Source organism: Rhizobium sp. MHM7A (assembly GCF_005862215.1).
Lineage (GTDB): Bacteria > Pseudomonadota > Alphaproteobacteria > Rhizobiales > Rhizobiaceae > Rhizobium > Rhizobium bangladeshense.
In genome coordinates this window covers 56,558-70,672 of sequence record NZ_VCHT01000021.1, presented here as the reverse complement: position 1 = coordinate 70,672, position 14,115 = coordinate 56,558, and the positions used below count along the sequence as shown (strand labels likewise).

Here is a 14,115-nt window from a genome sequence, read left to right as displayed (position 1 = left end):
AGCTCGCCGTCGTTCCATGCGAGCCAGGATTCAAGACGAGCGGCCACTGTCTTCAGGCTGGCGATCTCCGCGCGCTTTCACGCCCAGCCTTCGGCGAATTCCGGATCGCTGCGCAGGGACGCATATCGACACGCTGAAGGTGAAGGGCAGGAATTCCATTAGGCAGCTTGGCGCCGAGGGGACATTGGCCGGACTAGGCGCACTGCCCGAATGGGGCCGAAAGAAGATCGTCCGCTACAGGATCCACGTGATAGAAAGCGGTATCTGAAGGCGTTTCAACACGCCAGATCGGCGTCCCGACAACGTTGCTTTTGTGTGAGAATACCGCTTCCCTGTGTCAAGCCGGATCGATGAAAGGCGACGTATCCGCCCGCACGAGAGGTCAGCGAAGCGCCACTGCCGCCACCGCGGCGGCCTGAAGCGCATTTTGGAGGAGCGGCCTGCCGGGTCCCTCAAGCCATGTGTCCAGTGTCATGAGATCCCCGAACTCCTGACGGAGCACCTTGATGTCGGCCGATCCTGCACAGCGGCCATCATCAACCAGTTCAGCCAGACGCCCAAGGAAGCGGTTCTCCGCAAGAAGGCGGTCGGGGAAGCGGTGATAAGTGACCGGTCGTTCTGCCACACGGCTCAGCACATCCTGCAGGTCCAGGCCCGTGATTTCGTCGCCGGCGATCTCCAGGGTTCGCCCGGCATAGGCGGCAGGAACATCCAGTATGGCAGCAACGACTTTGCCGATATCGTCCACTGCGATGACCTGCATGGCCTGATCCGGCCGCATGAGGAAGTTGAATTCGCCCCGATCGAGACCCATGCCCGGTAGCATCAGCATTTCCATGAAAGAGCTGGGGCGCACGATTGTGTAACAAATGTCGAGGCTACGGATGTACTCTTCGATCTCGGTCTTGCTGTCAAAGTGGCCCATGCCCGTGATGCCCTTTCCCGCAGCGCCCACGGAGGAATAAACGAGATGGCCGACGCCCGACGCTTTGGCGAGATCGGCGACCGTCTTGCCCCAGAGAACCTCTTGTTCGTCGGATACGCCGTAGACTGAGCCCTGGCCGGAACTGGGTTGGATGCTGAAAACCGCGTCGACGTCGGACATGGCTGTTTGAATGGATCTCGGATCCGCAAGATCGCCACGACGCAGCTCAATGCCCCGGGCCGTGAGCGCCTTCGCCTTATCGCCTTGGGGATCCCGCACAAGTGCCTTGACTACCCAGCCCTTCGTATTCAGAGCCCTTGCGACTGCTCCGCCTTGTTGCCCCGTCGCTCCCAGCACCAGCGCCGATCTTGCTCCGCTCATCCTAAAGTTCCTTTTCGTAACTATTGATTGGCGGAAGATGGCACTGCTATATCTTTCGAACAAGACGGCACAACTTTGTGTGCCGGTCACAGGGAGGTGACTGTTGAGCAAAACGATCCACGGCAGGCCTTATCGGGAAGGTCTAAGAGGTCCGGTACTGACGCCGTGTGCGCCTCATAGCGTCCTTGCCCGGATGGGCGACAAATGGACGATCCTCGTGATGTCGATCCTGGCGATTTCTCCTGAGACATCATTGCGGTTCTCGGCGATTAAAAACGGCATCCCCAGGATCTCCCAGCGCATGCTGACACTCACTCTGCGAAACCTTGAACGCGATGGGCTGGTGAAGCGGCACTACTACCCGGAGGTGCCGCCGCGGGTGGAGTACGTGCTCACACCCGTCGGAAAGACGATGTTGCCGGCGCTCGAAGGCTTCACTTCGTGGATCCGAGAAAACTGGCAGGCGATCGAACGTTCCCGCGAGCAGTTCGACGCCGCGGAGACGTAGCTTGTTCGCTCTCCATCTCAAGCTGGATATTCGGTCTGCATAAGGCCACCGGCAGCTTTCCTGAAATTTTGCAGCAGGCTGAACGGCTGGATTGAGGGCGCAGAGCGGTCGTTGTGAACCGTGGTTGGAAAGTCGTTTTCGGGCTCAATCGCGCCATTCGTTGCGTGCGTCGACAACGACAGCAATGAGTCGGAACTGCACCCAGATGTCTCCGACGGATGGTAAGCCGCAATTCGCGCACCGGGGCTCGGCGCGCCGAATGATTACCGGCTGAGATGGAGCCAGCGCCTCGCGGGACTGGTCCCGTCCAATCCATTAAATCGGGACAATCGAGACATAGAGGAATTGAATCGGCTTGATTATCCGGCGAAATCGGTCTTCATTGTCCCGAATTCGAGAGCGAATGGGGGTGGTCCATGCTGCGTGACTTCAGCGATACGGTGGCGTTCGTAAAGGTCGTGCAGGAGGGCAGCTTCACCGGTGCTGCGCGGGCGCTGCGAACGCCGAAGACGCGGATCAGCCGCAAGGTTCAGGAACTGGAGGCGCGGTTAGGGGCCCAGCTTCTCCACCGGACAACACGCAGCCTGAAGCTCACCGAGGCTGGCGCGATCTACTTTCAGCGTTGCGAGGGCTTGGTCAAAGATATCGAAGATGCAGAAAGCGCTGTGGCCGAACTGCAGCAAAATCCCAAGGGCTGGCTCAGGATCACATCTCCACATTGGTTGTCGACGCGCATTCTGGCGCCGGTGCTCAGCGAATTCAGAAGGTTCTACCCGGATGTCTATCCGCAGTTGCTTCTGGCCCATGAGGTGCTGGATGTTGTTGCCAATGAGATTGATATCGCGCTGCGTCTGTCGGAGGGGCCGTTGCCCGATTCCTCGCTCAGTGCTCGCCGGCTTGGCGACCTCCCAATGGGCATATATGCGGCTCCCGCTTATCTTGAAACGCACGGGAGCCCTTCGAGCCCGGCAGAGCTCGTCAATCATGCTTGCCTATTGACACAGTTCTATTTCGACAAGCCGGTCCACGCCTGGCCGCTGACGCGCGAGGGGCGGCGCAACGAGTTTCCAGTACGCCCCGTTGCGGTGGCCAGCGATCCCGAAGGGTTGCACGGCTTTCTGCTGGCCGGTGAAGGTCTGCAGATGACCAGTGATCTCCGTGTCGGGTCGGACGTTGCCGCAGGACGTCTCGTCCGCGTGCTTCCCGAATGGTCCGGGCCGGCCCCCACGCTTTACGCGATGAGAGCCGGCGGACGTATCCAGCCGCCAAAGGTCAGGGCGTTCCTCGACTTTCTGGTGCCGAGACTGAACCTCACTGAGATCCGCGACGAGAATCTGGCCGCTTCGCACTGATCGGCTCTGCGGCAGCGGCATGGTGGGGAGGGCTTCATGTTCCCGGTGGTTGCAATCAGTTGGTTGTCCGCGGCCCATTGAAGCCGGGACGATGGCGATCGGTGCCGCCCAGACATGAAACCGGCCCAACGGGCTCCGCTCCGTTGCGCCCCTATGGGTCGTTTTCAAGAGGCATAGTTGACGGGAACCCATTCGTAATTCGTCGCATCGCGGCGAACATGGCCGATGCCCGGGAAGGCAATGTGAGCGCCGGCCACCAGGTATTTGCCGTTGGCCGCATCCGCGAAGGCCGCCTCCCTGGCACGAATGGCCTCGGACTGATCCGTATCGAACTGGATCGCCACGTCCGGCTCGTCGAACTGAAGCACATTTCCATGGGTAACGTCGCCCCAGAAAACGATCTTCGCGCCGGCGCTTTCCACAACGATCGAGCTGTGCCCCGGCGTGTGCCCGGCCCGCAGGATCGAGCCGATGCCCGGCAGGATGCTGGCATTATCGGCGAAGGTCCGAACCCTGCCGGCGTCGGCATAGGGCCCCAGACTCTCATGCGCCTCGACGAAATAGCTTAGCGGCACATTGGCCGGTCGGCTCTCCACGGGCGTCTCCATCCAGAAAGCATGCTCCCGTTTGTTGACGTGAACGGTCGCGTTGGCGAACACCGGCTTGCCTTTGATCGTCAGCCCGCCGGAATGGTCGGTGTGGATATGTGTCAGGATGATGTCGTCAATCTGGTCCGCTTTGTAGCCGGCCGCCTCGAGATTGGCGACGAGCTCGCCGAGCGCACCATCGAGATAGGCGCCCGTGCCGGCGTCGATCAGAACCAGCCTCTCCCCGGTGTTGACGAGGAAGGCATTGACCGACGTATCTGTCGGCGTGCCCATGAACGCCGCGGCCAGCGCTCTCCGCGCATCTTCGGCGTCGGTGTTTGTGTAAAGCTCCGGAAGAGGCAGCGGAATAGTTCCGTCCGAAAGCGCCGTCAGTTCGAAGCTCCCAAGCTTCATTCTGTAAAAGCCGGGAGCCTGGAAAGATTGCAAAGGTGCCTTCGCGAGGGCCGGGGTGAACCCGCCCGAAACGGTTCCCGCTGCGACGAGCGCCGCTGCGCTCTTGATGAGGCCTCTACGGGTTAGCATGGCAGTTCTCCGATGTTTGACGTTTCGTCCACAGTTTCCATGTTGATGGCCAACTGGTGTGAGCAGAAACCTAATCGGGATCGAATGATCGCAGTAGGCGCTAACAATGAACCGCATTGTCTCAAAAATAGATACAATGCGCATGAGTCTATTGCGTGGACCACGTCCGCCATCGGTGAACGTCAATGATACTGCATGCCATCGCGGCCCGCGCCACCGAACTCCTGCAGATAGTCCTCTACGGAGGCGGGCTGCTGCCAATGGATCACCAGCCGAACATCGGGCGCGTCCAGTCCCATTCCGAAGGCCGTTTGTGCCGATGATGTGGTTCACTACGGGGCGGCTCTCTACGACAAGCTCCAGCGACATCGTGCGAAGTCAATTCGCTGCGGCAAAAGAGCAGCTTCAGGACAGGCCCCGGCGACACTATCTGCTCCGGATGAGCCTGAGAATCCGCGTTAATCAGGTCATTGTGTGCTTCTTTACAATCATGATTGGCAGCGCTACCATCGGCTGCGTGACGCCCTCGGGAGGAGCCCATCCGGCGTCATTTGGATAGCGTATCGACATGCATTGCCGGACCGGCAACCGACTGCAGAACAACTGCAGCGGACAGTCGATGATTCCGACACCCATTCGATGCCGATCCGAACATGGCAACAAATGGGAGGATTCAATGTACAAGACATTGGTCGGCGGCCTTCTTGCCGCGGCTGCATTTACGCTTTCCCACTCCACGGCTCTTGCCCAACCGGAAATTGTCAGCGGGCCTGCGGCCGAGGCTGACTGCTTCGTGCCGTGGACGGCGGATACCAAGTTCTTCAAATTTCCGAAAAAAGACGGGCCTTATCGCATCGCGCTCGCCAATGGGTATATCGCCAACACCTGGCGCATTCAGATGATCCAGACGGCGAAAGCCTATGCCGCTCAGCCGGATGTCGCCGCCAAACTCAAGGAGTTCAAGGTCGTTTCCACCGGTGAGGACGTGCCGGCGCAGATTTCGGCGATCAACAACTTCATCGATTCCGGTTACGACGCCATCGTCGTCAATGCCCAGAATCCGACTGCATTCGGACCGGTCATCAAGCGCGCCAAGCAGGCCGGCGTCGTCCTGGTCGCCTTCGACAATATTCTGGATACGCAAGACGCAATCAACGTCAACGTCGACCAGAAGGGCCTTGGCGTGTTGTGGGCTAACTGGCTGGCAAAGCACCTGCCTGACGGCGGCAAAGTTCTCGAGGTGCGCGGGGTCGCCGGAACGTCAGTCGATACCGACCGCCACAACGGCATTCACGAAACCCTGGATGCCACCGGCAAGAAGTGGGATGTCGTCGAAGTGCTCGGCAAGTGGGACGACCCGACGGCACAGAAGGCCACCGCCGACGCGATAGCCGTGCACAAGAAGTTCGACGGCATCACCGCGCAGGGCGGCGATACCGGCGTCGTCCAGGCGATGATCGATGCCAAACATCCGTTCGTGCCTTTCGGTGGCGAAACGGAAAACGGCTTCCGCAAGTTCTGCGCCAAATATGCTGGCGAAGGCCTGAAATGCTCCTCGGCCGGCACCGGGCCTGCCCAGGTGGCGGTTGCCATCAAGACGGCGATCGCAGCACTTGAAGGACAGGTCGTGCCGCAGTCCATCAAGCTGCCGCTGGCAATCGTCGAAGACCCGAACTTCAAGGAGGGCCAGGACTTCTATCCGGATCAGTCGGACAATTTCTTCGTCGGCAACGCTTTTCCGACCTGCGGCATCAATTTCACCGCACAGGAGATCATGGGGCAGTCGAAGGAAAACCAATAGGCCGGGGTCCACCGGATCGCTTGAGCGGCGTGCCGCGGCTCTGCCCGCGGCGCGCGAGAAACACCTGCCCCGAGGACATTCATGACGGCACCAGAAAGACCGGCGGCAACCCCGCTCTTTGAGATGAGCGGTGTATCGAAGCGTTACGGCGGCGTGCATGCGTTGGAAAACGCCCAACTCACCGTGGAAGCCGGGAAAATCCACGCCATTCTCGGCGAGAACGGCGCGGGCAAATCCACGCTGATCAAGATCATGGCCGGCGTCGTCGCGCCGGATGAAGGCCGCATGCTGCTCGACGGGCATCCGGTGACCTTCCGCTCCCCGGCCGAGGCTTCCGCCGCCGGCGTCACCTGCGTATTTCAGGAACTCTCGCTGATCCCGGACCTCAGCGTTGCCGACAACATCTCTATCGCCGCTCCGCCGCGCCGTTTCGGCCTGATTGATCGAAAGGCGCAACGCGTCATCGCCGAGGAGATGCTCGCGCGGGCAGGCGCCAGCGACATTCATCCGCGCGAGCTGGTCAAGGACCTGCCGCTCTCGCGCCGACAACTGGTGGAGATCGCCAAGGCGCTCGCCTGGAAACCGCGCATTCTCATTCTTGACGAAGGAACGTCGGCACTGACGGCAGCCGATGTCGCCAAGGTCTTCTCCGTTTTGCGGCGGCTGAGGTCCGAAGGGTTGGCACTCCTTTATATCTCTCATCGCATGCAGGAGATCTCCGAATTGGCGGATCAATGCACGGTCTTGCGCAACGGCCGGAATGTGGCGAGTTTCCCGGCAGGTACGCGCAGCGATGGCGAGATCGTCGAAATGATGATCGGTCGGGAGTACAGCCGCGCCTTTCCGCCGAAACCGGAGCGGGTTGCGAAGGATGAAGTCCGTCCGGTCCTCGAATGCCGCAAGCTCGGCTGGGCGGATACGCTGCGCGACATTTCGCTTACCGTCGGTCGCGGTGAAGTCGTCGGCCTTGGAGGCCTGGATGGTCAAGGGCAGCGCGAGCTGCTGCTTGCGCTCTTCGGCGTCCTGCGCGGGACCACAGGTTCCGTCCTTGTCGACGGCAAGGCGGTTACGCTCGCAAGCCCGGCAGCGGCAAAATCCGGACAGATCGGCATGGCGCTCATCCCCGAGGACCGGAAGACGGAAGGCTTGATGCTGCCGATGACGGTCCGGGAAAATCTATCCTTTGCGGTACTGGACCGGGTGTCCAGAGCGTGGGTGATAGATCAGGAAAAGGAAGAACGGCTGATCGAGGAGATGGTACAGCTACTGGCGATCAAGACGGCAGGTCTCGACATTCCGGTCGGAGCGCTCTCCGGCGGCAACCAACAGAAGGTCGTCATCGCCAAGTGGCTGATGCGCAAGCCGCGGATCATTCTGCTCAACGATCCGACACGCGGCATCGATGTCGGCACCAAGCAGGAGATCTATCAGTTGCTGCGGCGCTTGGCCGAAGCGGGAGCAGCCATTCTCTTTTATTCGACGGACTACGACGAGCTGATCGGCTGCTGCGATCGCGTTCTCGTCTTCTACAATGGCAGCATCAGACGCGAATTGAAGGGCGACGGCATCACCGAGCATGCGCTGGTGGCGAGCGCACTGAATGTCGGCAGCGAGAATGTGGGGAGCGCGGCATGAAGGAGTGGCGTTACCGGCTGGGCGAACGGCGCGGTACGCTTATGGCGGCCGGCATATTCCTCGTCATGTTTGCAATTTACGTCTCCAATCATCCCGCCGGACTGACGGCCAATGTCGTCCAGACCGCGGCGAACAAGGGCGTGCTGCTTGCCTTCGTCGCGATGGCTCAGACGCTGGTGGTGATCACCGCCGGCATCGACCTCTCGGTCGGCATGATCTTCATCCTGACCAATGCGCTGGCCTCCTGGCTCGTGCTCGGCTCGCCGCTTGAAACTGCTCTTGGCGTGATGGCCGTCCTGGCAACCGGTCTTGCCTGCGGCGCGCTGAACGGCCTGATCGTCATCTATGGACGGTTGCAGCCGATCGTTGCCACGATCGCCACCGGCGCTGTGTTCTTCGGCATCGCCCTCCTGCTGCGACCCTTTCCCGGCGGATCGGTCAATGAGGAATTGGCAGACGTCATGACCGGCAAGGTCTTCGACCTCTTGCCGGCCAGCCTTGTCGCTCTCATCGCCGTCGTTCTCGTCATATGGGTACCGTTCAGCCGCTCCCTGATCGGGCGGGCGGCCTATGCCTCCGGTTCATCGGAGATCGCGGCTTATATGTCCGGCCTGCCCATCCGCCGCGCGAAATTTACCGCCTATGCGCTCGCTGGTCTCCTTGCGTCGATTGGCGGGCTCTTCCTCACCTTCTTTACCTTCACCGGCGAGGCAGCCTTCGCGAGCGGCAATGCCTATACGCTATTTTCAATCGCTTCGGTGGTGCTCGGAGGCGTATCCCTGTTCGGCGGCAAAGGCAGCGCGAGCGGCGCAATCTTCGGAGCCCTCGCCTTCCGGACCATCGGCGACCTGCTCTTCGTCTTCGATTTCGATCCGCTGTGGCAGCCGCTGTTCCAGGGTGTGGTGCTGCTCGTCGCGGTGAGCCTTGGCGCGTTCGCATTGTTCCGTGTGCGCAATCGCCTGGAATGGTTCGGATGAACAACCTAATGCGAGAATACTCAGTGACCCGGCTTTCCAAGTTAATTCATCGGCTGGACCCGGCCATCGCTACCGCCTTCGCCTGCATTTTCCTGCTGCTCATCATCGGCAGTTTCTATTCGGCGAGTTTCCTGTCGCCGGAATATCTCCTGCAGCAGTTGAAGGTCGCATCCTTTCTTGGCGTCATCGCCACTGGCATGATGATCGTCGTGCTGCTCGGCCAGATCGATCTTTCCGTGCCGTGGTCTGTCGCCGTCGGCGGAATGATGGCGTGCGCGGCTGCCGCTTACGGCCCACTCGGCGAGGCTCTGGCCATTCCCTTCGGCATTGCCTGCGGTATGGCGATCGGGCTCGCCAACGGGATCGGCGTCGCCTATTTGCGCATCCCCTCGATGATCATCACGCTGGCGACCAACGCCGTCGCGCAAGGACTGATGGTTGTCTATACTGGCGGCTTCTCGCCGCAGGATTCGGCAACATTTGCGATGCGCTATCTGGCAACCGGCTTCCTTCTGCCCGGGCTACCCAATGCCGTTCTCATCTGGGCGGTCGTCGGCGCCGCAACGGTCTTCGTGCTTAACCGCACGACATTCGGCCGGTCCGTCTATGGTATCGGCAACCGGGAGAGTGCCGCCTATCTTTCCGGTATCAATACCCGCCGGATCGTCATGATCGCCTTCATTGCCTCAGGGGCGCTGAGCGCCTTCGGCGGTGCCCTGCTTGCTGGCTATGCCTCGAAAGCGGCGCAGTCCATGGGCGATGCTTATCTCCTGCCCTCGATCGCCGCCGTCGTCCTCGGCGGAACCTCCATTCTCGGCGGCAAGGGCTCCTATCTCGGCACCGTTGCCGGCGTGATCCTGATTACGCTGCTGCAATCGATTCTATCCGTCATGCAGATGCCGGAGGCAGGGCGGCAGATCATCTACGGCGTCGTCATCATCGCCATGCTTTTGCTTTACGGCCGCAGCCCGGCCAACCGGCAATAGCGCGCCTGCGCTACTGCAACGCCGAACCGCCGCGCGAGCCGCACGCTTGACGAATAAATCCGATTGGGTGTGAGTTCAGGCAGCGAATGCCCATAGGAAACACGATCAATGATCCTCTATATTCGTAAAATCATCCATGTTGCGTTAGCGAAATCCTAAATTGCAGCGAGCATCGTCCGCCCATCACAAGACGAACTAGTGCTGGACTTCATGACTATCTTTGGCCAATCTCGGCTTACGCGCATCACCTACGCCGTGCTGCTTCTGCTCATGTTCTGCTTCGATATTGCGAAGGACCCGATCGAGCGCCTGATTATGGCCGAACATGATCAGGCATCGCGTGAGTTAATGGCGCCACGCTCGACAGGCGGCACAGGGACCGCCGTCGGAGGCGAGGTCAGCGGCAAAAACATGCCGCTGATGTTCAAAGGGCAGGAAGAGTTGGTGAAGCAGATTGCAGCGTCCGGCCGCAAGCCAACGGCAGAGGATATGCAAAATCTACGTGCTATGGCCGCCAAAGGGGCAACGCAGATGACGTTGCGCGTCGGAGCGAGCGATGCCGAGACTGCCAAGCTCGTCTCCCGCCGTTCCTTCTTCGAAACGCTATACATGGTTGCCGGGATCGCGATGACAGCGATTACCATTGTAGGCCTGCTCTACATGGTATCGAGTAGGCTTCGCGACATCGGTTGGCCGCAATATCTGCTCTGGCTGCTGCTCGCGCCCGTCTTCTTACCGAGGTTTTTTGCAATTCCGTTGCCGACGCTTGCGATCCAGGGAATTACCTTTTTCTTCTATGGCGCGCTTCTCGTTCTTGCCTTCATTCCCGGTGAGGACTCCAGTCCACCCGCCCGTTATAAGCTGGCCCAGCCGACACCGGCCAAACGACGACCGGGTCAGTTCGGACGGCTTGGCACTCAATAGCTGTAGCGCCTCGTGCGGCCGAATCGGAACCTGGCCCTGCTAACCGACTGTGTACGGTCGTTGACACGTCCACCAGAGGGTATGCCTCGGCCGTCAATTGTCACCTTTGATGACAGAAAACGATGAACGCCGCGTCATTTTCGCAGGGATTACTCAGAACTCGTCCCGCCGAACCAGAACTTCTACCCGTTCAGCTCGGCCGGCGCTTCGCGCATTGGACGAGGCGTGGTGCGTCATCGACCCAGCCGAGATGATCGACAGCATCGTCTGGCTCCAGTCCGTTGACATCTTAGATCTCCCCACACACTCAGTTTGCGTAGTTGGACCACGGGTTTCAGTTCGGCGGCTTTTTATCCGCTGACGTTGTACTTGGTGTCTCTGTAGTGAGACCTTGATCCAAGTCATTCCAAACGCTTTCCAACCAGGTCGTAACGCCAACTGCTCATTCGTAGAATCGTGCAAGGCCCGCGGAGGAGCAGTCTACCGCACCAACGATCACATCGGCCAAATTCTCCTCGTGGCGGTGACCTCTCAGACCGCCAGAGCAATCAAAAGGAGAAAGCGATGACGAAGACTTGGTTTATCACAGGCGCTGGTCGCGGTCTCGGTGCTGAAGTCGCGCGCTCAGCCTTAGCCGCCGGCGACAATGTCGTAGCCACTGCGCGCAGCGCTGACAGCGTCAAAAAGGCGCTCGGCGAAAGCGACCGCCTGCTGGCTCTCGCACTCGACGTTACCGATCGGGAGGCTCCGAAAGAAGCCGTCGCGACCGCAGTTGAGCGCTTCGGACGCATTGACGTCCTGGTCAACAATGCAGGCTACGGTCACCTTGGTATCTTCGAGGAGGCCTCCGAGGAAGACATCGAAACCCAGTTCCAGACGAACGTCTTCGGCCTGATGCGCGTCACCCGCGCGGTGCTGCCGGTCATGCGCCGGCAGAAGTCCGGGCATATCATCAATCTGAGCTCGATTGGCGGTAAGGTCGCATTCGACCTCTGCACGCTCTACGGCACGTCTAAGTTCGCCGTCGAAGGGTTCAGCGTCAACCTGGCGAAGGATGTCGCCTCGTTCGGCATCAACGTCACGGTCGTGTCGCCGGGTTACTTCAGAACCGACTTCCTCGATCCGACCTCGGTGCGATTCGCAGGTAACCGGGTCTCCGACTACGACGAAGTGCGTGGCGCAGTCGAGGCCGCCTACAAGGATCACAGCCACCAGCAGCTCGGTGACCCTCAAAAGTTCGGCCCCGCGATTGTCGAGATGGCGTCCGCTGCGAAGCCGCCGATGCACTTCCTGGTCGGCTCGGACGCGGTTCAGTTTGCCCGCGACGAGATCGCCGCACGCAGCGCCGAAATGGACCAGTGGGAAAAGCTTTCGGCTTCGACCGACCATCAGAACGCCGCCGCCTGACCTACAACGCGGCTGGCTGCCCTGCCGGCCGCATTCATCCGAAAATCAAATCCAAGGAATCATGCCATGGCAAACGTAGAAATCGATCGTGTGCTCGCCCTTCAGCAGGCGAACGTCTGGAAAATGAAGACAAGCACCGCCGCAGAGCGCAAGGCGCGCATCATACGCCTTCGGGATAGACTGTTGGCGGCCGGAGAAGAGGTCGCTGAAGCGCTCTACAAGGACATGGGACGCCCGAAAGTCGAAATGCCTTTCGACGTCCAGAATTCCATCGACACCGCTAACGAGGCAATCGAGCATCTGGACGAATGGATGGCACCTGCACCGGTCCGGCCGAACATCCAGAATCCTTCGGTGAAGGCCTATATCCATTACGAGGCCCGTGGCACGGTGCTGATCCTCGGTCCCTGGAATTTCCCGTTCCACCTTTGCGTGGAACCGCTGATCAGCGCACTGGCAGCCGGCAATAGCGCGGTGATCAAGCCCGCCAGCATGGCGCCGGCCACGAGTGCCGTCCTCGCCAAGATCGTGCGGGACGTGTTCGACGAATCCGAAGTCGCGGTGTTCGAAGGCAGCTCTGATGTCGCAAACGCATTGCTGGAAAAGCCCTTCGACCATGTCTTCTTCACGGGCAGCCCGAAAGTCGGCAAGATCATTATGGCGGCCGCGGCCAAGAACCTCACCTCCGTCACGCTTGAACTCGGGGGCAAGAACCCTGCCATCATCGACGACACCGCAGATCTGGACGAGGCGGCTTCCGGCATCGTCACCAGCCGCGTTATGAACAACGGCCAGACGTGCCTGTCGATTGACTACGTTCTCGTTCCGGAAGCCAGGAAGAAGGACCTCATCGACAAGATGTCTTCAGTCATCAAGGAGCTGACCTATACCGACGGTAAGTTCGACAGCACCAAGACGGGCAGGTTTATCGATGACCGGAACTTCGAGCGCGTCAAGGGCTATGTCGACGATGCCGTCAAGCGCGGCGCGACGGTGGCTTTCGGTGGCGCTTCAAGCCCGAACGAACTGACCATGGAGCCGACGATCCTGACCGAGGTCCCCGCGGATGCGGAGATCATGCAGGACGAAATCTTCGGCCCTGTCACGGTCGTGTTGCCATACAGCACAATCGGCGACGCCCTGTCGACGATCCAGCGTCACGGCAAACCGCTCGGATCGCTCGTATTCTCCACGGATGAAGCCTTTGTCGAGAACTTCATCCAGAACACCACCTCCGGCGGGGTTTCAGTGAACTCGTGGGCCGGGCATTATTTTGATGGCAGTCTTCCATTCGGCGGCGTCAATGGAAGCGGTATCGGATCCTATCACTCGATCTACGGCTTCAAGGCATTCTCTCACGAGCGCGCTGTCTGGCAGCGTGGCGTCACGAAAGTCGCAGCGTAGCCTCTTCCGGTCGTAAGCGCCAAGCAGGACACAAACCAAGCGAGCCCGGACCTAGGTCCGGGCTCGCTTGGTTTCGCGTGCTGAATGTCAGCGACGGGCGTCGAGGCTGTACCGCCCCGCACCGAACGCGACGACCTGCAGCAGGCCACCGGCCATTGCGATGTTCTTGAAGAAGTGGATGAACTGGTTCAGGTCGCTCAGGTCGCTATGGAACGTGAGCGCTGTGGCAACGCTGAACAGAGCAAGGACCATGGCAACGATTCGGGTCTGAAAGCCGAGGATGAGGGCGATGCTGCCGACGATCTCGGTCACGACTGCTGCGCCGTAGGACAAAGGCGGGAAGGGCAGGCCCACTATATTGATATAGCCGATCGTTCCGGCCGGGTCGGAAATCTTGCTGATGCCGGAAAGAAGGAAGATGGCGGCGAGAAGAACGCGGCCGCCGAGGGGCGTTATGCCGTTGACGAGGGCCGACTGGGAAAGAGTTTCAGCGCGCTGAACGATTGCATCGGAATAAGACATTGACGTTTCTCCTGAGTTGGGGCGTAGCCACCGTGGCTGCGTCGTGAGGAGAAATTGCCATTATGCGATCAAACGAAAAAGCTGGATAAATTCGCTTATTATCATCGAGAAAATCGAACGGTTAGAACAAAGAAAAACCCGCTTGTGAGACGCGGGTCCGACT

The 14,115-nt window shown here is 60.0% G+C and carries 15 protein-coding genes; 10 read left to right on the top strand and 5 right to left on the bottom strand.

The window, feature by feature from the left end; all coding sequences use genetic code 11:
* The coding region (locus FFR93_RS41300) for a hypothetical protein (RefSeq protein WP_205910757.1) at positions 1–268 on the top strand (268 nt) is incomplete at its 5' end.
* A gap of 114 nt (positions 269–382) precedes the next feature.
* Here the strand turns inward: FFR93_RS41300 and FFR93_RS36625 are convergent.
* The gene (locus FFR93_RS36625; RefSeq protein ID WP_246661393.1) at positions 383–1,282 is read right to left on the bottom strand and encodes an NmrA/HSCARG family protein; all 900 of its coding nucleotides are present in this window, start codon (positions 1,280–1,282) and stop codon (positions 383–385) included.
* A 127-nt stretch (positions 1,283–1,409) separates the two neighbouring features.
* On the opposite strand from FFR93_RS36625, the gene FFR93_RS36620 reads away from it, so the two are divergent.
* Positions 1,410–1,814 (top strand): helix-turn-helix domain-containing protein, encoded by a 405-nt coding sequence (locus FFR93_RS36620; protein ID WP_138396784.1) that lies wholly within the window; start codon positions 1,410–1,412, stop codon positions 1,812–1,814.
* Between the two features lie 416 nt (positions 1,815–2,230).
* Positions 2,231–3,166: a LysR family transcriptional regulator gene (locus FFR93_RS36615; protein ID WP_138396783.1), complete on the top strand. Its 936-nt coding sequence runs from the start codon at positions 2,231–2,233 to the stop codon at positions 3,164–3,166.
* A gap of 164 nt (positions 3,167–3,330) precedes the next feature.
* Here the strand turns inward: FFR93_RS36615 and FFR93_RS36610 are convergent, their stop codons facing one another.
* Together FFR93_RS36610 and FFR93_RS41705 are read right to left on the bottom strand one after the other, a co-directional pair.
* A complete protein-coding gene (locus FFR93_RS36610) occupies positions 3,331–4,296 on the bottom strand; it encodes an MBL fold metallo-hydrolase (RefSeq protein WP_138396788.1) in 966 nt (321 codons plus the stop codon).
* Positions 4,297–4,478: 182 nt separating this feature from the next.
* Positions 4,479–4,595 carry a helicase-related protein gene (locus tag FFR93_RS41705; RefSeq protein ID WP_246661392.1) on the bottom strand — a complete coding sequence of 39 codons (117 nt, stop codon included), beginning with the start codon at positions 4,593–4,595 and terminating at the stop codon, positions 4,479–4,481.
* Positions 4,596–4,972: 377 nt separating this feature from the next.
* Between FFR93_RS41705 and FFR93_RS36600 the strand changes: the two genes are divergently transcribed.
* From FFR93_RS36600 to FFR93_RS36580, 5 genes are all read left to right on the top strand, one after another.
* Positions 4,973–6,097: a sugar ABC transporter substrate-binding protein gene (locus tag FFR93_RS36600; RefSeq protein ID WP_138396782.1), complete on the top strand. Its 1,125-nt coding sequence runs from the start codon at positions 4,973–4,975 to the stop codon at positions 6,095–6,097.
* A gap of 81 nt (positions 6,098–6,178) precedes the next feature.
* Positions 6,179–7,732 (top strand): sugar ABC transporter ATP-binding protein, encoded by a 1,554-nt coding sequence (locus FFR93_RS36595; RefSeq protein ID WP_138396781.1) that lies wholly within the window; start codon positions 6,179–6,181, stop codon positions 7,730–7,732.
* Entirely contained in the window at positions 7,729–8,709 is a 981-nt protein-coding gene (locus FFR93_RS36590; protein WP_138396780.1) for an ABC transporter permease, read from the top strand. The genes FFR93_RS36595 and FFR93_RS36590 overlap by 4 nt, the downstream gene beginning before the upstream one ends.
* Entirely contained in the window at positions 8,706–9,695 is a 990-nt protein-coding gene (locus FFR93_RS36585; protein WP_138396779.1) for an ABC transporter permease, read from the top strand. The genes FFR93_RS36590 and FFR93_RS36585 overlap by 4 nt, the downstream gene beginning before the upstream one ends.
* Before the next feature lie 210 nt (positions 9,696–9,905).
* Positions 9,906–10,619 carry a hypothetical protein gene (locus tag FFR93_RS36580; RefSeq protein WP_138396778.1) on the top strand — a complete coding sequence of 238 codons (714 nt, stop codon included), beginning with the start codon at positions 9,906–9,908 and terminating at the stop codon, positions 10,617–10,619.
* 153 nt (positions 10,620–10,772) lie between these two features.
* Here FFR93_RS36580 and FFR93_RS42010 read toward each other — a convergent pair whose 3' ends face one another.
* A complete protein-coding gene (locus tag FFR93_RS42010) occupies positions 10,773–10,907 on the bottom strand; it encodes a hypothetical protein (protein ID WP_259663773.1) in 135 nt (44 codons plus the stop codon).
* Positions 10,908–11,183: 276 nt separating this feature from the next.
* Between FFR93_RS42010 and FFR93_RS36575 the strand changes: the two genes are divergently transcribed.
* Together FFR93_RS36575 and FFR93_RS36570 are read left to right on the top strand one after the other, a co-directional pair.
* Positions 11,184–12,026 carry an oxidoreductase gene (locus tag FFR93_RS36575; RefSeq protein WP_138396777.1) on the top strand — a complete coding sequence of 281 codons (843 nt, stop codon included), beginning with the start codon at positions 11,184–11,186 and terminating at the stop codon, positions 12,024–12,026.
* A 66-nt stretch (positions 12,027–12,092) separates the two neighbouring features.
* Positions 12,093–13,430 (top strand): aldehyde dehydrogenase family protein, encoded by a 1,338-nt coding sequence (locus tag FFR93_RS36570; protein ID WP_138396776.1) that lies wholly within the window; start codon positions 12,093–12,095, stop codon positions 13,428–13,430.
* Between the two features lie 87 nt (positions 13,431–13,517).
* Here FFR93_RS36570 and FFR93_RS36565 read toward each other — a convergent pair whose 3' ends face one another.
* Positions 13,518–13,952: a DoxX family protein gene (locus tag FFR93_RS36565; RefSeq protein ID WP_138396775.1), complete on the bottom strand. Its 435-nt coding sequence runs from the start codon at positions 13,950–13,952 to the stop codon at positions 13,518–13,520.
* Positions 13,953–14,115: the final 163 nt, after the last annotated feature.